Origin of the sequence: Hydrogenophaga sp. NFH-34, from assembly GCF_021401345.1 — a bacterium.
GTDB classification, from domain to species: Bacteria; Pseudomonadota; Gammaproteobacteria; order Burkholderiales; family Burkholderiaceae_C; genus Hydrogenophaga; species Hydrogenophaga electricum.
This window is the reverse complement of the sequence record NZ_JACBGE010000019.1, coordinates 53,995-73,451: the sequence shown is the minus strand read 5'-3', so window position 1 is coordinate 73,451 and position 19,457 is coordinate 53,995. Positions and strand designations below refer to the sequence as shown.

The window sequence follows — 19,457 nt, the reverse complement described above, 5'->3', positions numbered from 1 at the left end:
CATGGCGGCCGCCTCGAAAGACGCGGCGCCGGCGCTGCACGGCTTGGCGGCTGGCGAAGCCGGTCGCCCCGAGCGCGCCGACTGGACCATCGACCAGGGCTGGGAGCGCTACTCCGACGCCGACCATGCCACCTGGAAGACCCTGTTCGAGCGCCAGACCCGCCTTTTGCCCGGGCGGGCTTGCCGGGAGTTCGTGCAAGGCATGCAGGATCTGCCCATTGGTGCCGATCAGATTCCGGACTTTCGCCGCCTGTCCGAGGTGCTGATGCCGCGCACCGGCTGGCAGATCGTGGCTGTGCCAGGCCTGGTGCCCGACGACGTGTTCTTCGAGCACCTGGCGCACCGGCGCTTCCCGGCCGGCAACTTCATCCGTCGGCCGCAGGAACTGGACTACCTGCAGGAGCCCGACGTGTTTCACGACGTGTTCGGCCACGTACCGCTGCTGCTCAACCCCGCCATGGCCGACTTCATCCAGGCCTATGGTGAAGGCGGGCTGCGGGCGCAACGTCTGGGCCACCTGTCCCATTTGGCCCGGGTCTATTGGTACACGGTCGAGTTCGGCCTGCTGCGCCAGGACGATGGGTTGCGGCTCTATGGCGCCGGCATCGCATCGTCTTTCACGGAGACGCGTTTCTGTCTGGAGAGCCCGTCGCCGAACCGGGTGCGCTTCGAGCTCGAACGGGTGATGCGCACCGATTACCGCATCGACGACTTCCAGGAAACCTATTTCGTCATTCGCGACCTGGACGAGTTGCTGGAGTTCACCCGGATCGACTTTGCGCCGCTGTACGACCGCACGGGAGCGGCGCCCGTCATCGCACCGGGTGAACTGCTCGCATCGGACGGTGTGATCGACCGGGGTGACGGCGCCTACCACCGGGCCCGTCAGTCTGCGGGCGTGGTTTGACCGGCGCCGGTCTTGGCATACTCGGGCGCCAGGCGCGCCGTGTGGATCGGGTGCCAACCACCCTTTGTTCCGCCCACCCGCCTTGGCCCGACTGCCCCGACTCACCCTGCCCGGTTTGCCGCACCATGTGATCCAGTGGGGCAACAACCGGTGCGCCATCGTCCAGGACGACGAAGATCGGCAGCAATGGCTCGATCTGGTGGCGGAAAACGCGGGCCGGCACCGGGTGGCCTTGCACGCCTGGGTGTTGATGGATGACCACTTCCACCTGCTGCTGACACCGGAGACCGCCGATGGGCTGCCGCTGATGCTGCAGGCCGTCGGGCGGCGCTATGTGCGCTATTTCAACGACCGGCATGGTCGCAGCGGCACGCTGTGGGAAGGGCGCTACCGCGCCACCGTGCTGCAGCCCGAGCGGTTCGTGTTGCCGTGCATGGTGGGTATGGACCTCAACCCGGTGCGCCGCGGGTGGGTGGTCGAGCCCCAGCAGTATCCCTGGTCGAGCCACCGCCACTACATCGGTCAGTCGGTGGACCGGCGCCTGGTGCCGCCCGCGCCGGTCTGGGCACTGGGCAACACCCCATTCGCCCGGGAAGCGGCGTACGCCGAAATGGTGCATGCCGGGTTGCCCGCCGGCCAGATCGACACGCTCATGCAGGCCACGCTGCACGGCTGGGCTCTGGGAGACGAGGCGTTTGTGGCCGATCTGCAAAAGCAGACCGACCGCCGAATTTCGCCCCGTCGTCCTGGGCGACCGGCGAAAAATCCCCTCTGATGCCGTAATGCATTGATATATCAAGATTTTTTGGCTTTCATTGATGTGTCCCCAATTTATTCCGTATAGGTTCTGTGATTTTTTAAATTGTATCTGACCCCTATTTATTGGCTTGGCATTCTTGTTGCAATGCACTAAGCTTTGCTCCCCGCGTAATTTTGCGAGCCCACGTTCCAGAAAAGGATATGCCATGACCACGGCAGCCGAACAGCAGCAACTCCAGCAACAAGGTTTGTACGATCCCGCTCACGAGCACGACGCCTGCGGCGTGGGTTTCGTGGCCCATATCAAGGGCGAAAAGCGGCACGACATCGTGGCGCAGGCGCTGAAGATTCTGGAGAACATCGACCACCGCGGTGCCGTTGGCGCCGACAAGCTGATGGGCGATGGTGCCGGTATCCTGATCCAGATCCCGGACGAGCTCTACCGCGAAGAAATGGCCAAGCAGGGCGTGGCGCTGCCGCCGGCCGGCGAGTACGGCGTCGGCATGATCTTCCTGCCCAAGGAGCACGCTTCGCGCCTGGCCTGTGAGCAGGAAATGGAGCGCGCCATCAAGGCCGAAGGCCAGGTGTTGCTGGGCTGGCGCGACGTGCCGGTCAACCTCGACATGCCGATGTCGCCCACCGTGCGCGAGAAGGAGCCGGTGCTGCGCCAGGTCTTCATCGGGCGCGGTTCCGACGTGATCGTGCAGGACGCGCTGGAGCGCAAGCTGTACGTGATCCGCAAGACGGCGAGCGCCAACATCCAGCGCCTCAAGCTCAAGCACAGCAAGGAATACTACGTGCCCAGCATGTCCAGCCGCACGGTGGTCTACAAGGGCCTGCTGCTGGCGGATCAGGTCGGCACCTACTACTACGACCTGCAGGATCCGCGCTGTGTGTCGGCCATCGGTCTGGTGCACCAGCGTTTTTCGACCAACACCTTCCCGGAGTGGCCGCTGGCCCACCCGTACCGTTATGTCGCCCACAACGGCGAAATCAACACGGTGCGCGGCAACTACAACTGGATGCTGGCCCGCGAAGGCGTGATGTCCTCGCCGGTGCTGGGTGCCGACCTCAAGAAGCTCTACCCGATCAGCTTCGCCGGCCAGTCCGACACAGCGACCTTCGACAACTGCCTCGAACTGCTGACGATGGCGGGGTACCCCATCAGCCAGGCCGTCATGATGATGATGCCCGAGCCCTGGGAGCAGCACGAAGGCATGGATTCGCGCCGCCGCGCCTTCTATGAATACCACGCGGCGATGATGGAGCCGTGGGACGGCCCGGCGGCGGTGGTGTTCACCGACGGCCGCCAGATCGGCGCCACGCTGGACCGCAACGGCCTGCGCCCGGCGCGCTTCTGCGTCACCGACGACGATCTGGTGATCCTGGGCTCCGAATCGGGCGTGCTGCCCATTGCCGAAAGCCGCATCGTGCGCAAGTGGCGCCTGCAGCCGGGCAAGATGCTGCTGATCGACCTCGAACTCGGCCGCATGATCGACGACGAGGAAGTCAAGGCCAACCTGGCCAACGGCAAGCCCTACAAGCAGTGGATCGAAAACCTGCGCATCAAGCTGGAAAACGTGCCGTCGCCCGCGACAGATGCGGTGGCGCAGCAGGCCACGCCCGATGCGGTCAGCCTGCTTGACCGCCAGCAGGCTTTCGGCTTCACGCAGGAAGACGTCAAGTTCCTGCTGTCGCCGATGGCGGCGAATGGCGAAGAGGGCATCGGCTCCATGGGCAACGACAGCCCGCTGGCCGTGCTGTCGAGCAAGAACAAGCCGCTGTACAACTACTTCAAGCAGATGTTCGCCCAGGTGACGAACCCGCCGATCGACCCGATCCGCGAGGCCATCGTCATGTCGCTGGTGTCGTTCATCGGTCCGAAGCCGAACCTGCTGGACATCAACCAGGTCAACCCGCCGCTGCGTCTGGAAGTGCCGCAGCCGATCCTGGACTTCGAGGCCATGGCCAAGCTCAACGGCATCGAGGCCGCCACGCAAGGCAAGTTCAAGAGCCACCGGCTGGACATCACCTATCCGCTGGCCTGGGGCCATGAAGGGGTGGAAGCCAAGCTGGCGTCGCTGTGTGCCGAAGCGGTCGACGCGATCAAGAGCGGCCACAACATCCTGATCATCAGCGACCGGGCCGTCAGCCCGACGCAGGTGGCGATCCCGGCGCTGCTGGCGCTGTCGACCATCCACCAGCACCTGATCCGCGAAGGCCTGCGCACCAGCGCCGGCCTGGTGGTGGCGACCGGGTCTGCGCGCGAAGTGCACCACTTCGCGGTGCTGGCCGGCTATGGCGCCGAGGCGGTGCATCCGTACCTGGCGCTGGAAACGCTGGCCGAGATGCACAAAGACCTGCCGGGCGAGCTGTCGGCCGAGAAGGCGATCTACAACTACATCAAGGCGATCGGCAAGGGCCTGTCCAAGATCATGTCCAAGATGGGCGTGAGCACGTACATGAGCTACTGCGGCGCGCAGCTGTTCGAGGCGATCGGCCTGAACGGCGAAACCGTGGCCAAGTACTTCACCGGTACTGCCAGCCGGGTGGAAGGCATCGGCGTGTTCGAGATCGCCGAAGAGGCCATCCGCATGCACAAGGCGGCTTTCGGCGATGACCCGGTGCTGGCGAACATGCTGGATGCCGGTGGCGAATACGCCTGGCGCGCGCGTGGCGAAGAACACATGTGGACGCCCGATGCCATCGCCAAGCTGCAACACAGCACCCGGGCCAACAACTGGAACACCTACAAGGAATACGCGCAGATCATCAACGACCAGAGCCGCCGTCACATGACGCTGCGTGGCCTGTTCGAGTTCAAGGTCGATCCGGCCCAGGCGATTCCGGTCGAGGAGGTCGAGCCGGCGAAGGAAATCGTCAAGCGCTTCGCCACGGGTGCCATGTCGCTGGGCTCGATTTCGACCGAAGCGCATGCCACGCTGGCCGTGGCCATGAACCGCATCGGCGGCAAGAGCAACACCGGTGAAGGGGGTGAGGATCCTGCGCGCTACCGCAACGAGCTCAAGGGCATCAAGATCACCAAGGGGGAAACGCTCAAGTCGGTCATCGGCGACGACGTGGTCGAGGTGGACCTGCCGCTGGAAGACGGCGACAGCCTGCGCTCGCGCATCAAGCAGGTGGCTTCAGGCCGCTTTGGTGTGACGGCGGAATACCTGTTCAGCGCCGACCAGATCCAGATCAAGATGGCCCAGGGTGCGAAGCCGGGCGAGGGTGGCCAACTGCCGGGTGGCAAGGTGTCCGAGTACATCGGCAAGCAGCGTTACTCGGTGCCGGGCGTGGGCCTGATCAGCCCGCCGCCGCACCACGACATCTATTCGATCGAAGACCTGGCCCAGCTCATCCACGACCTCAAGAACGTGGCGCCGCACAGCTCCATCAGCGTCAAGCTGGTGTCGGAAGTGGGGGTGGGCACCATCGCGGCGGGCGTGGCCAAGTGCAAGGCCGATCACGTGGTGATCGCCGGTCACGACGGTGGCACCGGGGCGTCGCCCTGGTCGTCCATCAAGCACGCCGGTGGCCCGTGGGAAATCGGCCTGGCCGAAACCCAGCAGACCCTGGTGCTCAACCGCCTGCGCGGTCGCATCCGTGTGCAGGCCGATGGCCAGATGAAGACCGGCCGTGACGTGGTGATCGGTGCACTGCTCGGCGCCGACGAATTCGGCTTTGCCACCGCGCCGCTGGTGGTCGAGGGTTGCATCATGATGCGCAAGTGCCACCTCAACACCTGCCCGGTGGGTGTGGCCACGCAGGACCCGGAGCTGCGCAAGAAGTTCTCGGGCAAGCCCGAGCACGTCGTCAACTACTTCTTCTTCATCGCCGAAGAAGCGCGCCAGATCATGGCGCAGCTGGGCATCCGCAAGTTCGACGACCTGGTCGGCCGGGCCGACCTGCTGGACATGAAGAAGGGCGTCGAGCATTGGAAAGCCAAGGGTCTCGACTTCAGCCGCCTGCTGGCCACGCCGGCGGTGCCGGCCGATGTGCCGCGCCTGCACGTCGAAGCTCAGGAGCACGGTCTGGAAAAGGCGCTCGACAACGTGCTGATCGCCAAGGCCAAGCCGGCCATTGAAAAGGGCGAGCGCGTGCAGTTCATCGAAGTGGCGCGCAACGTCAACCGCTCTGTGGGCGCGATGCTGTCCGGCGCGGTGACCCAGGTGCACCCGGAAGGCCTGCCGGACGACACGATCCGCATCCAGCTGGAAGGCACGGGCGGTCAGTCGTTTGGTGCCTTCCTGGCGCGCGGCATCACGCTGTACCTGATCGGCGATGCCAACGACTACACCGGCAAGGGGCTTTCGGGCGGGCGCGTGATCGTGCGTCCGAGCATCGATTTCCGCGGCGACGCGACGCGCAACATCATCGTTGGCAACACCGTGATGTACGGCGCCACCACGGGTGAGGCCTTCTTCAGCGGCGTGGCCGGCGAACGCTTCGCGGTGCGCCTGTCGGGTGCCACGGCGGTGGTGGAGGGCACGGGCGATCATGGGTGCGAATACATGACGGGCGGTACCGTCGTCGTGCTCGGCAAGACCGGTCGCAACTTCGCTGCTGGCATGAGCGGTGGCGTGGCCTACGTGTACGACGAAGATGGCCAGTTCGCCACGCGCTGCAACCCCGCCATGGTGAGTCTGGACAAAGTGCTGTCGGCCGCCGAACAGGAAGCCTCGGTCGACAAGGCCGTCTGGCACCGGGATCAGACCGACGAAGCGCAGTTGCGCAAGCTGCTGGAAGACCACAGCCGCTGGACCGGCAGCCGCCGTGCCCGCGAGCTGCTGGACAACTGGGCGGTGGCGCGCGCCAAGTTCGTGAAGGTGTTCCCGAACGAGTACAAGCGTGCGCTGGGCGAGATCAACGCCAAGAAGGCGGCCTCGGCCGTCACGGCCAAGGCCCAGACCAGCGCGAAGAAGTCGGCTGTGCCGGCCAAGTAAACAGAACGACAGAACCACCCACGAAGGATCAGAGATCATGGGAAAAGTCACCGGCTTCATGGAATACGAGCGCCTGGAAGAAGGCTACAAGCCCGTAGCCGAGCGCCTGAAGCATTACAAGGAGTTCGTCGTCGGTCTTGATGACGGCCAGGCCAAGATCCAGGGCGCGCGCTGCATGGACTGCGGCACGCCTTTCTGCAACAACGGCTGCCCGGTCAACAACATCATTCCGGATTTCAACGACCTGGTGTACCAGGGCGACTGGCAGAACGCCATTGCCGTGCTGCACAGCACGAACAACTTCCCGGAATTCACTGGCCGCATCTGCCCGGCGCCGTGCGAAGCGGCTTGCACGATCAACGTCAATGGCGACGCGGTGGGCATCAAGTCCATCGAGCACGCCATCATCGACAAGGCCTGGGAAAACGGCTGGGTCCAGCCGCAACCGGCCAAGCACAAGACCGGCAAGAAAGTGGCCGTGGTCGGCTCCGGCCCGGCCGGTCTGGCGGCTGCACAGCAGCTGGCACGCGCCGGCCACGACGTGACGGTGTTCGAGAAGAACAGCCGCCTCGGCGGCCTGCTGCGTTACGGCATTCCCGACTTCAAGATGGAGAAGTCGCATATCGACCGCCGCGTGGCGCAGATGGAAGCCGAGGGCGTGGTGTTCAAGACCAGCACGCTGGTGGGTGCCATGCCCGAGGGCAGCAAGATCACCAACGATGCCAAGACCGTGATCAGCGCCGAGGAGCTGAAGGCGCAGTTCGATGCCGTGCTGCTGACCGGTGGTTCGGAGCAGAGCCGCGATCTGTCGGTGCCCGGCCGGGAACTGGATGGCGTGCACTTCGCCATGGAGTTCCTGCCGCAGCAGAACAAGGTCAACGCGGGCGACAAGCTGAAGAACCAGTTGCGCGCGGACGGCAAGCACGTCATCGTGATCGGTGGCGGGGATACCGGCTCCGACTGCGTGGGCACCAGCACCCGCCACGGCGCCCTGAGCGTGACCCAGTTCGAGGTCATGCCCCAGCCGCCGGAGCACGAAAACAAGCCCCTGGTCTGGCCTTACTGGCCGCTGAAGCTGCGCACCAGTTCCAGCCACGACGAAAGCGCCGAAAAGGGCATCCTGGCGCGCGAGTTCGCCATCTCCACCAAGGCGTTTGTCGGGAAGAACGGCAAGCTGACCGGCCTGAAGACCGTGAACGTCGAGTTCAAGGACGGCAAGCTGGTGGAAATCGCCGGTACCGAAAAGGAATACCAGGCGGATCTGGTGCTGCTGGCCATGGGGTTCGTGAACCCGGTGGCCACCGTGCTCGATGCCTTCGGCGTCGAAAAGGATGCCCGTGGCAACGCCAAGGCTTCGACGGAATTCACGGGCGGCTACGCGACCAGCGCGGACAAGGTGTTCGCGGCCGGCGACATGCGTCGCGGCCAGTCGCTGGTGGTCTGGGCGATTCGCGAAGGCCGGCAGGCCGCGCGCGCGGTCGACGAGTTCCTGATGGGGTATTCCGACCTGCCGCGCTGATGGCCGAAGAGGGCCGGCAAGTGCTGCCGGCCCTGTTTGATCGCTCGGGGCGAAAGCGCCTTGTAACAAATAAGGGTACTTCGTGCATGAGACAATCCGGGTTTTTCCCGGCCCCATGAACGACAGTCACCGTCCTTTCATCGAGATTGATCACGTGACGTTCGGCTACGACAGCCGGCGCACGATCCTCAACGACATTTCCTTGCGTTTTGCCCGTGGCAAAGTGACGGCGGTGCTGGGTGGCTCCGGGTGCGGGAAAACCACCTTGCTGCGCCTGATCGGCGGCGTGCATGCGCCCGGCAGTGGGCGGGTGGTGTTTGACGGTGAGGTGGTGAACATCCGCGACAAGGCGCAGCTCCAGCGCCTGCGGCGTCGCCTGGGCATGCTGTTCCAGTTCGGCGCCCTGTTCACCGATCTCAATGTGTTCGACAACGTGGCGTTCCCGCTGCGCGAGATGACGGACCTGCCCGAGCCGCTGATCCGCGACATCGTCCTCATGAAGCTGCAGGCCGTGGGCCTGCGCGGAGCTTCCGGTCTGCGCATCAGCGAGGTGTCGGGCGGCATGGCCCGGCGCATTGCCTTGGCCCGCGCGATTGCGCTGGACCCCGAACTCATCATGTACGACGAACCGTTCGCCGGGCTGGATCTGGTGTCGATGGGCGTGACGGCCCGCTTGATCCGGACCCTGACCGATGTGACCGGGGCCACCACCTTGCTCATTTCCCACGACATTCCGCAATGCATGGCGATCAGTGACTGGGTGGTCCTGCTGGCCACCGGTGGCCGTGTGGTGGCGCAGGGCACCCCCGCAGAACTGATGGCGAGTGCCGACCCCGAAGTGCGCCAGTTCGTGCGCGGAGAGCCGGACGGTCCGGTGAAGTTTCACTATCCCGCGGCCTCGGTCGAGCAGGATTTCGGCGTGGGAGCCGCGTCATGAACCTGTTGCAGCAATTGGGCCAGCGCACGCTGGCCATCATTTCGGCATGGGGGCGCGGCGCGCTCTTTTTCCTGGAACTGCTCAAGGCCCTGCCGGCCGCCTTCGGCCGGTTCGGGCTGGTGGTGCAGCAGATCCGTGCCATCGGCAACCGCTCGCTGGTGATCATTCTGGCCTCAGGCACGGCCGTGGGCTTTGTGCTGGCGTTGCAGATGTACTACGCGCTGGTGACGTTTGGCGCCACGGGCACGTTGGGCCTGATCGTCAACCTGGCCCTGGTGCGCGAACTCGGGCCGGTGGTCACGGCGCTGCTGTTCGCCGGTCGGGCGGGCACCTCGCTGACGGCCGAAATCGGGTTGATGAAAGCCGGCGAGCAGATCGCCGCGATGGAGCTGATGGCCATCGACCCGCGTCGCCGGGTGCTGGCGCCGCGCTTCCTGGCCGGCATCATCGCCATGCCCCTGCTGGCCGCGCTTTTCTCCGCGGTGGGTATTCTGGGTGCCTGGGTGGTCGCGGTCGGCCTCATCGGCATCGATGCCGGCAATTTCTGGGCAATCCAGCAAAGCAGTGTCGACGTCTGGCGCGACGTGGGCAATGGCGTGGTCAAGAGCGCCGTGTTCGGCGTGATCTGTACCGCAGTCGCGCTCTACCAAGGCTATGAAACCGAAGCCACGCCCGAAGGGGTGGCCTATGCGACGACCCGGACGGTGGTCATCGCTTCGCTGGGCACCCTGGCCATGGATTTCCTGCTGACCGCCCTGATGTTCTCCACCCCCTGATTTCCGGTATCCATCCATGACCAAAAAAAGCACTGAAATCCTGGTCGGCCTGTTTGTCCTGCTGGGCGCACTGGCGCTGGTATTCCTGGCCTTGAAGGCCGCCAACCTGGGCAGCTTCAGCCGGGGTGGCGACACCTACACCGTGCAGGCGCGGTTTGACAACATCGGCGGCCTCAAGAACCGCTCGCCGGTGCGTTCGGCCGGGGTGACCGTGGGGCGCGTGTCGTCGATCACGCTGGACCCGCACACCTACCAGGGCCTGGTGACGCTGGAACTCAACAAAGGGGTGGTCTTTCCCAAGGACTCTTCCGCGAAGATCCTGACGGCGGGCCTGCTGGGCGAGCAGTACATCGGCATCGAGCCCGGCGCCGATGAAAAGAATCTGGCCGCCGGCGACATGATCAACCAGACGCAGTCGGCGGTGGTGCTGGAAAACCTCATTGGTCAGTTCCTCTTCAGCAAGGCGGCTGAAGGCGGCGAGAAGCCTGCGCCCTGAGTGCGGGCGCGGCCGAAAACCATCTCATACCAAATCCATGACCCACGACGGAGTTACACGCATGATGGCAGGGTGGATTCGCAAAGCGCTGGCCGTGGGGCTGGGCGTGGTTTTGCTGGCAGGGTGTGCGAGCGCGCCGGATGCGCACCCGGCCGACCCCTGGGAGGGCTTCAACCGCCAGGTTTCCGGGTTCAATGATGCGGTCGACACCGCGGTGCTCAAGCCGGTGGCCACCACCTACCGCGATGTGGTGCCGAGTTCGGTTCGCACGGGGGTGAACAATTTTTTTGGCAACCTGGGGGACGTCTGGTCGGCCGTCAATGCCATGCTGCAGTTGCGGCCGCGTGAAGCGACGGAGAACCTCCTGCGCTTCAATGTCAACACCATTCTGGGCCTGGGCGGTTTGCTGGACATCGCCAGCGAAATGGGCATTCCCCGCACCAAGCTGGATCTGGGGCTGACGCTGGGACGCTGGGGTGTGCCTTCCGGGCCCTATCTGGTGTTGCCGATTTTTGGTCCCTCGTCGGTGCGGGATGCGGGTGGGTTCGTGGTCGACCTGACGGCAGACCCGCTGTCGCAGGTGTCCGACGTGCCCGTGCGCAACTCGCTGACAGTGCTGCGCGTGGTCGATACCCGTGCGGGGCTGTTGCGGGCCACCTCCATGCTGGGTGACGTGGCGCTGGATCCGTACAGCTTTACGCGTGATGTGTATCTCCAGCGCCGGCAGACGCTGATCGAAGACATCGTCGACCAGGGCATTGGCGTGCCCCCCATCGACCGGGAGTGATCCCGTTGACGGCTACAGGCCGTCACATTTTGACGGCAAGCCCTTACCGTCCCGAAACAAAACCGGCGGTTGAGGGTCTTACAGTGACACCGTGTCAGGCGCGCCAACCGGGCGGGCGCTGACCAAGCTCAGAAAGGAACTGCAACATGAAACGACGTCAATGGCTCTCCCAGGCAATGGCCACGGTGGTGCTGGCCGTGGCCCCTCTGGGGTACGCCGTCGCTGCGGACGAGGCGCCGGATGCCCTGATCAAGCGGGTTTCTACCGAAGTGCTCGAAGCGGTCAAGGCCGACGCCGCCATCCAGAAGGGCGACGTCAGCCGGATTTCCTCGCTGGTGGATACCAAAATCATGCCGAACGTGAACTTCACGCGCATGACCTCGTCGGCTGTCGGGCGCTTCTGGCGCCAGGCCACGCCCGAGCAGCAAAAGCAGCTGCAGGACGAGTTCAAGACTCTGCTGCTGCGCACCTATTCCGGTGCGCTGGCCGAAGTGAAGGACCAGTCGCTCAGTTTCAAGCCGTTCCGGGCGGCACCCAACGACACCGAGGTGGTGGTGCGCTCCGAAGTCCGGGGCAAGGGCGATCCCATCCAGTTGGATTACCGCCTCGAAAAGACGGCTGACGGCTGGAAGATCTACGACTTGAACGTGCTGGGTGTCTGGCTGGTGGAAACCTACCGCGCGCAGTTTGCGCAGGAAATCAATGCCAAAGGCATTGACGGACTGATCGCCACGCTGGCGCAGCGCAACAAGTCGGCGGGCAAGGGCTGAGCATGGGCGAATCCGTTGCCGATGCCCAGTTGCCGGAAAAGCTGACGCTGGAGGTGGCGGCTGCCACGCTCACCCAGTTGCAGCCGGTCCTGTCCAGCCGTTCTGGGGAAGAAGTCACCCTGGATGCGGGAGGGCTCAAGGAGTTCGATTCGTCGGCGGTGGCGGTGCTGCTGGAGTTGCGTCGCGAGCTGTTGCGTCAGGGGCGCCGGCTCAAGGTGCTCAATTGGCCGTCCCGTTTGCGGGAGCTGATTGCGCTGTACGGCGTGGCCGAGTTGCTGCCCGCCTGAGCGGGCTGGCCGCCTGTAGCCCACCGGGCAGCAGGCCCATGGGCTTCCCCTTAAAATACCCGGTTCTCCCGCCGGCCGCAGCCGTGCTGCGGCCGGCGGCTGTCTTTCTGGGTTGCCCTTTTCATGCCCGCAGTTTCCTTTCAGAACGTCTCCAAGAGCTACCGCACCGCGCGTGGCGAGCTGCAGGCGCTCAAGGGTGTCAGCTTCGACATCGAGCCCGGTGAGTTTTTCGGTCTGCTGGGGCCGAACGGTGCTGGCAAGACCACCCTCATCAGCATCCTGGCCGGCTTGGCAAGAGCCTCTTCGGGCGCTGTCCGTGTGCATGGGCACGATGTGCGCCAGGACTACGCGGCGGCGCGCCGCCACCTGGGGGTGGTGCCCCAGGAACTGGTGTTCGATCCGTTTTTCAGCGTGCGCGAAACCTTGCGCATCCAGTCGGGCTATTTCGGGATCCGTCACAACGACGCATGGATCGACGAGTTGCTCGACGGTCTGGGGCTGGCCGACAAGGCCGGGGCGAACATGCGCCAGCTTTCGGGCGGCATGAAGCGCCGGGTGCTGGTGGCGCAGGCACTGGTGCACAAGCCGCCGGTGATCGTGCTGGACGAACCGACGGCCGGGGTCGACGTGGAGCTGCGCCAGACCCTCTGGCAGTTTGTGTCCCAGCTCAACCGCCAGGGGAGCACGGTGCTGCTGACGACGCATTACCTGGAAGAGGCCGAGGCTCTGTGCGGCCGCATCGCGATGCTCAAGCAAGGGCAGGTGGTGGCGCTGGCTACCACGTCCGATCTGCTGCGTGGTGCTTCGTCCAATGTGCTGCGTTTCAAGACCGACGACGCACTGCCACCCGACCTGGCCGCCCAGGCGCGCGTGACCGGCCGCGTGGTGCAACTGCCGGCGCAGAACGCGCTGGACGTCGAGCGCATTCTGGCGCGGGTGCGCGAAGCCGGTGCGACGGCGGAGGACATCGAGATCCGCAAGGCCGACCTGGAAGACGTGTTTCTGGAGGTTATGACGGGTGCGGCCGCATCGACGGCCGCCGTGGCTTCCCCTCTGCCCACCGAGGAGCTGAAGGCATGACCGGCTGGCAGACCCTGTTCTACAAAGAGGTGCTGCGCTTCTGGAAGGTTGGCTTCCAGACCGTGGCGGCGCCGGTGATCACGGCCATCCTCTACATGATGATCTTCGGCCATGTGCTGGACGGCAGCCAGAAGGTGTATGGCCAGGTGAACTACACCGCCTTCCTGCTGCCGGGCCTGGTGATGATGAGCGTGCTGCAGAACGCTTTTGCGAACAGCAGTTCATCGCTCATCCAGAGCAAGATCATGGGCAATCTGGTGTTTCTGCTGCTGACGCCGCTGTCGCACCGCGCCTGGTTCGTGGCCTATGTGGGCTCGTCCATCGTGCGCGGGCTGGCGGTCGGTGCCGGGGTCATGGCGGTGACCTGGTGGTACGCCCGTCCGGCCATGGTGGCGCCGCAGTGGATCGTGCTGTTTGCGCTGCTCGGCGCCGGTCTGCTGGGGTCGCTGGGCCTGATCGCCGGGCTCTGGGCCGAGAAGTTCGACCAGATGGCCGCTTTCCAGAACTTCATCATCATGCCCATGACCTTCCTCTCGGGCGTGTTCTACTCGATCCATTCGCTGCCGGCCTTCTGGCAGCAGGTGAGCCACCTCAACCCGTTCTTCTACATGATCGATGGGTTCCGCTACGGCTTCTTCGGCGTCAGCGACGTCTCGCCGTGGTTGAGCCTGACGATCGTGGGGGGGGCGTTCGCTGGGGTGAGCGCCCTGGCGCTGCACCTGCTCAAGACCGGCTACAAGATCCGCCACTGACTTCTCCCCCCCCCATGTCCATGACCGCCGAACAACTCCAGGCCCTCATCAGCGCCGGCCTGCGCTGCGACCACATCGAGGTCACCGGTGACGGCCGCCACTGGGCAGCCGTGATCGTCTCGCCGGAGTTCGAGGGCCTGCGCCCCATTGCCCGGCACCAGCGCGTCTACGCCACGCTGGGCGAGAAGATCCGGACCGATGAGGTGCATGCCTTGTCGATGAAGACCCACACCCCCGCCGAATGGGCGGCCAACCAGGCCTGAGAACCCGCCCCATGGACAAGCTTCGCATCATCGGTGGCCAGCCCCTGCACGGGGAAGTGGTCATTTCCGGCGCCAAGAACGCGGCCCTGCCCGAGCTTTGCGCGACGCTGCTCACCGCGGATGCGGTGACGCTGACCAATGTGCCGCGCTTGCGCGACATTGCGACCATGCGTTCGCTGCTCGATCACATGGGGGTGCAGACGCAAACCCATGGCGAACGCGGAGGCATGGGTTTCCAGGCGCCCGATACGCTCAACCCCGAGGCACCCTACGAACTGGTCAAGACCATGCGCGCTTCGGTGCTGGTGCTCGGCCCGCTGCTGGCCCGTTTCGGGCGCGCCCGCGTGTCCTTGCCCGGCGGGTGTGCGATCGGGGCCCGCCCGGTGGATCAGCACATCAAAGGGCTGCAGGCCATGGGGGCCGAGATCGGTGTCGAACACGGGTACATGGAAGCGCGCCTGCCTGCCGGCCGCACGCGGCTGAAAGGCGCCCGCATCACCACCGACATGGTCACGGTGACGGGTACCGAGAATTTTCTGATGGCTGCCGCACTGGCCGAGGGCGAGACGGTGCTGGAAAACGCTGCCCAGGAGCCCGAGATTCCCGATCTGGCCGAGATGCTGATCGCGATGGGGGCACAGATCGAAGGTCACGGCACCAGCCGCATCCGCATCCAGGGGGTCGAGCGGCTGCACGGTTGCAGCCACCAGGTGGTGGCCGACCGCATCGAGGCGGGCACCTTCCTGTGCGCGGTGGCGGCCACCAGCGGTGATGTGGTGCTGCACCACGCCCGCGCTGACCATCTGGACGCGGTGATCGACAAACTGCGCGAAGCCGGCGCCAGCATCGAAGCCGGTGAAGGCTTCATCCGCGTCAAGAGCCAGGGGCGTCTGAAGGCCCAGAGCTTTCGCACCACCGAATACCCGGGCTTCCCGACCGACATGCAGGCCCAGTTCATGGCCCTCAACTGCGTGGCGCAGGGCAACAGCACGGCCACCGAGACCATCTTCGAAAACCGCTTCATGCACGTGAGCGAGCTCATGCGCCTGGGCGCCAAGATCCAGATCGACGGCAAGGTGGCCGTGGTCGAAGGTGTGGAGAAGCTCTCGGGCGCCACCGTCATGGCCACCGATCTGCGGGCGTCGGCCAGCCTGGTGATCGCCGGGCTGGTGGCCGACGGCGAGACCATCGTCGACCGTATCTACCACCTGGACCGTGGCTACGACCAGATGGAAGCCAAGCTGCGCACGATCGGCGCGAACATCGAGCGGGTGAAATGAACACCCCCGCCGCTCTGCGCGCGACCCCTTCAAGGGGGCAACACCTGCGGTCTGGCAAAACCAGTCCCGCGGTGTTCCCGGTCTGCGGGTACACCGCTTTTGGAGTGAAGTCTTGATTACCTTAGCCCTGTCCAAAGGCCGCATCTTCGACGAAACCCTGCCGCTGCTCGCGGCCGCAGGGATTGAGGTGCTGGAAGATCCCGAAACCTCGCGCAAGCTCATCCTGCCGACCAATCAACCCGGCGTGCGCGTGGTGCTGGTGCGGGCCACCGACGTCCCCACCTATGTGGAGCACGGCGGCGCCGACCTGGGCGTGACCGGCAAGGACACACTGATCGAGCACGGCGGCCAGGGCCTGTACCAGCCGCTGGACCTGCAGATTGCCAAATGCCGCATGAGCGTGGCGGTGCCGGCCGATTTCGACTACGCCTCGGCCGTGCGCCAGGGCTCGCGCCTGACGGTGGCGACCAAGTACACCACCATCGCGCGCGAGTTCTTTGCTGGCAAGGGTGTGCACGTGGACCTGATCAAGCTCTACGGCTCCATGGAGCTGGCGCCGCTGACCGGCATGGCCGATGCCATCGTCGACCTGGTGTCCACCGGCAAGACGCTCAAGGCCAACAACCTGGTCGAGGTCGAGCGCATCATGGACATCAGCTCGCGTCTGGTGGTCAACCAGGCCGCGCTGAAGATCAAGCGCGAAGCCCTTCGCCCCATCATCGACGCCTTCGCTGGCGCCATCACACCCGTTGCATCATGAGCCTGTCTGCAGCCCCGCTTCGCCTGAGTACCGCTTCGTCCGACTTCGAGACGCAGTTTGCGGCGCGGCTGCATTGGTCTTCCGATACCGATCACGCGATCGAGCAGCGCGTGGCCGACATCCTGCGGGACGTGCGGACCCGGGGTGATGCGGCCGTGCTGGAATACACCGCGCGGTTCGATGGCCTGCAGGTGGCGTCGATGGCGGCGCTGGAGTTGACGCAGGCTGATTTCAAGGCGGCTTTTGACGGTTTGCCCGCCGCCCAGCGCGAAGCGCTGCAGAGCGCGGCACGCCGTGTGCGCAGCTACCACGAGGCGCAGAAAAAGGCGTCCGGCGAGAGCTGGACCTACCGCGATGAAGACGGCACCCTGCTGGGCCAGAAGGTCACCCCGCTGGATCGCGTCGGCATCTACGTGCCCGGCGGCAAGGCCGCCTACCCGTCAAGCCTGATCATGAACGCCGTGCCGGCGCACGTGGCAGGCGTGAGCGAAATCATCATGGTGGTGCCGACGCCGGTGCGTGGCAGCGTGGCCACCGGTGGCAGCGGCGCCGCGACGGCCGCGCGTGGCGAGCGCAACGAACTGGTGCTGGCCGCTGCTCACGTGGCTGGCGTCACCCGTGCCTTCACCATCGGCGGCGCCCAGGCCGTGGCCGCACTGGCGTATGGCACCGCCACCGTGCCCAAGGTGGACAAGATCACCGGCCCCGGCAACGCCTACGTCGCCAGCGCCAAGAAACACGTCTTCGGGACCGTGGGCATCGACATGATCGCGGGCCCGAGCGAGATCCTGGTGCTGGCCGACGGCACCACGCCGCCCGAATGGGTCGCCATGGACCTGTTCAGCCAGGCCGAACACGACGAACTGGCGCAGTCGATCCTGCTGTGCCCCGATGCGGCCTACATCGACGCTGTGCAGGCCGAGATTCAGCGCCTGCTGCCGACCATGCCGCGCGCGGCCATCATCGCCAAGAGCCTGAACGACCGCGGTGCGCTGATCCACACGCGCGACATGGAAGAGGCCTGCGCCATCAGCAACCGCATCGCGCCCGAACACTTGGAGGTCTCCAGCCGCGATCCGCACCGCTGGGAGCCGCTGCTCAAGCATGCGGGGGCCATCTTCCTTGGCGCCTACACCAGCGAAAGCCTGGGCGACTACTGCGCTGGCCCCAACCACGTGTTGCCCACCAGCGGCACGGCGCGTTTTTCGTCGCCGCTGGGCGTGTACGACTTCCAGAAACGCTCCAGCCTGATCGAGGTCAGTGAGGTCGGCGCCCAGGGACTGGGCGCCGTGGCCGCAGAGCTGGCCTATGGTGAGGGGCTGCAAGCCCACGCCCGCGCAGCCGAGCTGCGCCTGTCCACCGTGCCGCCGATGCGGTCGCCGACATGAACGCACCGCTCGACCCGAACCCGCTGCGGCACATCCGTGAGGACGTGCAGTCCCTGCATGCCTACGCGATCCAGGATGCGACCGGCCTGATCAAGCTGGACGCGATGGAAAACCCGTTCTCGCTGCCGCCGGCCTTGCAGGCCGCGCTGGGCGAGCGTCTGGGGCGGGTGGCCATCAACCGCTACCCGGGGGATCGCATTGAGGATCTCAGGCAGGCCCTGGCCCGGCACATCGATCTGCCCGCCGGGCAGGCGCTGATGCTGGGCAACGGCTCCGACGAGCTGATCTCGCTGCTGGCCATGGCTTGCGACCGCCCGGGTGCGGCCATCGTGGCGCCGGTGCCGGGCTTCGTGATGTACGCCATGAGTGCCCAGTTGCAGGGCCTGGCGTTTCAGGGCGTGCCGCTCACGGCCGCATTCGAACTGGATGAGGCGGCGATGGTGGCGGCTTTGCGCGCGCACCGTCCGGCCATCACCTACCTGGCTTATCCGAACAACCCCACCGCCAACCTTTGGGACGCGGCCGTGATTCGGCGCCTGATTGCCGAAGCGGCCCGCTTCGGGGGGCTGGTGGTGATGGACGAGGCCTACCAGCCCTTTTCCAGCCGCAGCTGGCTGGATGAGATGCGGGCGGACCCGGTGGCCAATGCGAACGTGCTGCTCATGCGCACGCTGTCCAAGTTCGGCTTGGCCGGCGTGCGTCTGGGTTACCTGGTCGGTCCATCGGCGCTCGTGCACGAGATCGACAAGCTGCGCCCGCCCTACAACGTGAGCGTGCTCAATGCGGAGTGTGCGCTGTTCGCGCTGGAGCACGCCGACGTGTTCGCCCGGCAGGCGGTGGAGATCCGCAGCGAACGCGACCGGCTGGCTTCCGCCCTGGCGGCCATGCCAGGCGTGCACCCGTTCCCGAGTGAAGCCAACATGCTGCTGGTGCGCGTGCCCGACGCCGACCGTGCCTTTGCCGGTCTCAAGGCGCGTGGCGTGCTGGTCAAGAATGTTTCTAAAATGCACCCGTTGCTGGGCCAATGCCTGCGCCTGACGGTGGGCACACCGGAAGAGAACACGCAGATGCTGAACGCCCTGCCTCCCAGCTTATGACTACCCCGACCCCCCTCAGCGCCGCCGCATCCGCTGCCGCCCGCATTGCCGACGTTCAGCGCCACACCGCCGAGACGAAGATCCGTGTTCGTGTGAACCTCGATGGCACCGGTGAGGCGCGCCTGTCTACTGGCATCGGCTTCTTCGATCACATGCTCGACCAGATCGCCCGCCATGGCCTGATCGATCTGGAGATCGACTGCCAGGGCGATTTGCACATCGACGGCCACCACACGGTGGAAGACGTGGGCATCACCCTGGGCCAGGCCTTTGCCAAGGCCGTGGGCGACAAGAAAGGCCTGCGCCGCTACGGCCATGCCTATGTGCCGCTGGACGAGGCGCTTTCGCGCGTGGTGGTCGATTTTTCCGGCCGTCCGGGTCTGCACATGCAGGTGCCGTTCAAGGCCGGCATGATCGGGGCCTTCGACACCCAGCTCACGTTCGAGTTCTTCCAGGGCTTTGTCAACCATGCGGGGGTGACCCTGCACATCGACAACCTCAAGGGGGAAAACGCCCACCACCAGGCCGAGACCGTGTTCAAGGCGTTCGCCCGGGCACTGCGCATGGCCCTGGAGCGGGACGCCCGCTTGGGAGATGCGATTCCCTCGACCAAAGGTTCGCTCTGATTCTTTCTGCCTTTTTCTGGCCGG

18 protein-coding genes are annotated in these 19,457 nt (G+C 65.4%); all 18 read left to right on the top strand.

What is annotated here, in order from left to right:
- Position 1 precedes the first annotated feature (1 nt).
- The 18 genes from phhA (at position 2) to hisB (ending at position 19,433) form a co-directional block, all read left to right on the top strand.
- Positions 2-907, top strand: a complete 906-nt coding sequence (gene phhA / locus L0977_RS17880; protein ID WP_234266213.1) for a phenylalanine 4-monooxygenase — start codon at positions 2-4, stop codon at positions 905-907.
- An 82-nt stretch (positions 908-989) separates the two neighbouring features.
- A complete protein-coding gene (locus L0977_RS17875) occupies positions 990-1,682 on the top strand; it encodes a transposase (protein WP_234266212.1) in 693 nt (230 codons plus the stop codon).
- A gap of 190 nt (positions 1,683-1,872) precedes the next feature.
- Positions 1,873-6,615, top strand: coding sequence for a glutamate synthase-related protein (locus L0977_RS17870; protein ID WP_234266211.1), 4,743 nt, complete (start codon positions 1,873-1,875; stop codon positions 6,613-6,615).
- 37 nt (positions 6,616-6,652) lie between these two features.
- Positions 6,653-8,134 (top strand): glutamate synthase subunit beta, encoded by a 1,482-nt coding sequence (locus L0977_RS17865; protein WP_234266210.1) that lies wholly within the window; start codon positions 6,653-6,655, stop codon positions 8,132-8,134.
- 115 nt (positions 8,135-8,249) lie between these two features.
- Positions 8,250-9,071 (top strand): ABC transporter ATP-binding protein, encoded by an 822-nt coding sequence (locus L0977_RS17860; protein ID WP_234266209.1) that lies wholly within the window; start codon positions 8,250-8,252, stop codon positions 9,069-9,071.
- The gene (gene mlaE, locus L0977_RS17855; protein WP_234266208.1) at positions 9,068-9,847 is read left to right on the top strand and encodes a lipid asymmetry maintenance ABC transporter permease subunit MlaE; all 780 of its coding nucleotides are present in this window, start codon (positions 9,068-9,070) and stop codon (positions 9,845-9,847) included. Before L0977_RS17860 ends, mlaE begins: the two co-directional genes overlap by 4 nt.
- A gap of 16 nt (positions 9,848-9,863) precedes the next feature.
- Positions 9,864-10,343 (top strand): outer membrane lipid asymmetry maintenance protein MlaD, encoded by a 480-nt coding sequence (gene mlaD, locus L0977_RS17850; protein ID WP_234266207.1) that lies wholly within the window; start codon positions 9,864-9,866, stop codon positions 10,341-10,343.
- Between the two features lie 61 nt (positions 10,344-10,404).
- A complete protein-coding gene (locus L0977_RS17845; RefSeq protein WP_234266206.1) occupies positions 10,405-11,130 on the top strand; it encodes an MlaA family lipoprotein in 726 nt (241 codons plus the stop codon).
- A gap of 146 nt (positions 11,131-11,276) precedes the next feature.
- Positions 11,277-11,900, top strand: a complete 624-nt coding sequence (locus L0977_RS17840; RefSeq protein ID WP_234266205.1) for an MlaC/ttg2D family ABC transporter substrate-binding protein — start codon at positions 11,277-11,279, stop codon at positions 11,898-11,900.
- Positions 11,901-11,902: 2 nt separating this feature from the next.
- Positions 11,903-12,187 (top strand): STAS domain-containing protein, encoded by a 285-nt coding sequence (locus L0977_RS17835; RefSeq protein ID WP_234266204.1) that lies wholly within the window; start codon positions 11,903-11,905, stop codon positions 12,185-12,187.
- A gap of 123 nt (positions 12,188-12,310) precedes the next feature.
- Positions 12,311-13,267, top strand: coding sequence for an ABC transporter ATP-binding protein (locus L0977_RS17830; RefSeq protein ID WP_234266203.1), 957 nt, complete (start codon positions 12,311-12,313; stop codon positions 13,265-13,267).
- Positions 13,264-14,019: an ABC transporter permease gene (locus tag L0977_RS17825; RefSeq protein WP_234266202.1), complete on the top strand. Its 756-nt coding sequence runs from the start codon at positions 13,264-13,266 to the stop codon at positions 14,017-14,019. The genes L0977_RS17830 and L0977_RS17825 overlap by 4 nt, the downstream gene beginning before the upstream one ends.
- A gap of 20 nt (positions 14,020-14,039) precedes the next feature.
- The gene (locus tag L0977_RS17820) at positions 14,040-14,282 is read left to right on the top strand and encodes a BolA family protein (protein ID WP_234266260.1); all 243 of its coding nucleotides are present in this window, start codon (positions 14,040-14,042) and stop codon (positions 14,280-14,282) included.
- Between the two features lie 11 nt (positions 14,283-14,293).
- Entirely contained in the window at positions 14,294-15,562 is a 1,269-nt protein-coding gene (gene murA / locus L0977_RS17815) for a UDP-N-acetylglucosamine 1-carboxyvinyltransferase (protein ID WP_234266201.1), read from the top strand.
- A gap of 112 nt (positions 15,563-15,674) precedes the next feature.
- Positions 15,675-16,322, top strand: coding sequence for an ATP phosphoribosyltransferase (gene hisG, locus L0977_RS17810; RefSeq protein WP_234266200.1), 648 nt, complete (start codon positions 15,675-15,677; stop codon positions 16,320-16,322).
- Positions 16,319-17,710, top strand: coding sequence for a histidinol dehydrogenase (gene hisD / locus L0977_RS17805; protein ID WP_234266199.1), 1,392 nt, complete (start codon positions 16,319-16,321; stop codon positions 17,708-17,710). The genes hisG and hisD overlap by 4 nt, the downstream gene beginning before the upstream one ends.
- The gene (gene hisC / locus L0977_RS17800) at positions 17,707-18,807 is read left to right on the top strand and encodes a histidinol-phosphate transaminase (RefSeq protein ID WP_234266198.1); all 1,101 of its coding nucleotides are present in this window, start codon (positions 17,707-17,709) and stop codon (positions 18,805-18,807) included. The genes hisD and hisC overlap by 4 nt, the downstream gene beginning before the upstream one ends.
- Positions 18,804-19,433: an imidazoleglycerol-phosphate dehydratase HisB gene (hisB, locus tag L0977_RS17795; RefSeq protein ID WP_234266197.1), complete on the top strand. Its 630-nt coding sequence runs from the start codon at positions 18,804-18,806 to the stop codon at positions 19,431-19,433. Before hisC ends, hisB begins: the two co-directional genes overlap by 4 nt.
- Positions 19,434-19,457 lie beyond the last annotated feature (24 nt).

What these genes read in the sequence shown, in the direction of transcription:
- phhA (WP_234266213.1), top strand. Translation starts at nt 2, where the DNA reads ATGGCGGCCGCCTCGAAAGACGCGGCGCCGGCGCTGCACGGCTTGGCG.
- L0977_RS17870 (WP_234266211.1), top strand. Translation starts at nt 1,873, where the DNA reads ATGACCACGGCAGCCGAACAGCAGCAACTCCAGCAACAAGGTTTGTAC.
- L0977_RS17865 (WP_234266210.1), top strand. Translation starts at nt 6,653, where the DNA reads ATGGGAAAAGTCACCGGCTTCATGGAATACGAGCGCCTGGAAGAAGGC.
- L0977_RS17860 (WP_234266209.1), top strand. Translation starts at nt 8,250, where the DNA reads ATGAACGACAGTCACCGTCCTTTCATCGAGATTGATCACGTGACGTTC.
- mlaE (WP_234266208.1), top strand. Translation starts at nt 9,068, where the DNA reads ATGAACCTGTTGCAGCAATTGGGCCAGCGCACGCTGGCCATCATTTCG.
- mlaD (WP_234266207.1), top strand. Translation starts at nt 9,864, where the DNA reads ATGACCAAAAAAAGCACTGAAATCCTGGTCGGCCTGTTTGTCCTGCTG.
- L0977_RS17845 (WP_234266206.1), top strand. Translation starts at nt 10,405, where the DNA reads ATGATGGCAGGGTGGATTCGCAAAGCGCTGGCCGTGGGGCTGGGCGTG.
- L0977_RS17840 (WP_234266205.1), top strand. Translation starts at nt 11,277, where the DNA reads ATGAAACGACGTCAATGGCTCTCCCAGGCAATGGCCACGGTGGTGCTG.
- L0977_RS17835 (WP_234266204.1), top strand. Translation starts at nt 11,903, where the DNA reads ATGGGCGAATCCGTTGCCGATGCCCAGTTGCCGGAAAAGCTGACGCTG.
- L0977_RS17830 (WP_234266203.1), top strand. Translation starts at nt 12,311, where the DNA reads ATGCCCGCAGTTTCCTTTCAGAACGTCTCCAAGAGCTACCGCACCGCG.
- L0977_RS17825 (WP_234266202.1), top strand. Translation starts at nt 13,264, where the DNA reads ATGACCGGCTGGCAGACCCTGTTCTACAAAGAGGTGCTGCGCTTCTGG.
- L0977_RS17820 (WP_234266260.1), top strand. Translation starts at nt 14,040, where the DNA reads ATGACCGCCGAACAACTCCAGGCCCTCATCAGCGCCGGCCTGCGCTGC.
- murA (WP_234266201.1), top strand. Translation starts at nt 14,294, where the DNA reads ATGGACAAGCTTCGCATCATCGGTGGCCAGCCCCTGCACGGGGAAGTG.
- hisD (WP_234266199.1), top strand. Translation starts at nt 16,319, where the DNA reads ATGAGCCTGTCTGCAGCCCCGCTTCGCCTGAGTACCGCTTCGTCCGAC.
- hisC (WP_234266198.1), top strand. Translation starts at nt 17,707, where the DNA reads ATGAACGCACCGCTCGACCCGAACCCGCTGCGGCACATCCGTGAGGAC.
- hisB (WP_234266197.1), top strand. Translation starts at nt 18,804, where the DNA reads ATGACTACCCCGACCCCCCTCAGCGCCGCCGCATCCGCTGCCGCCCGC.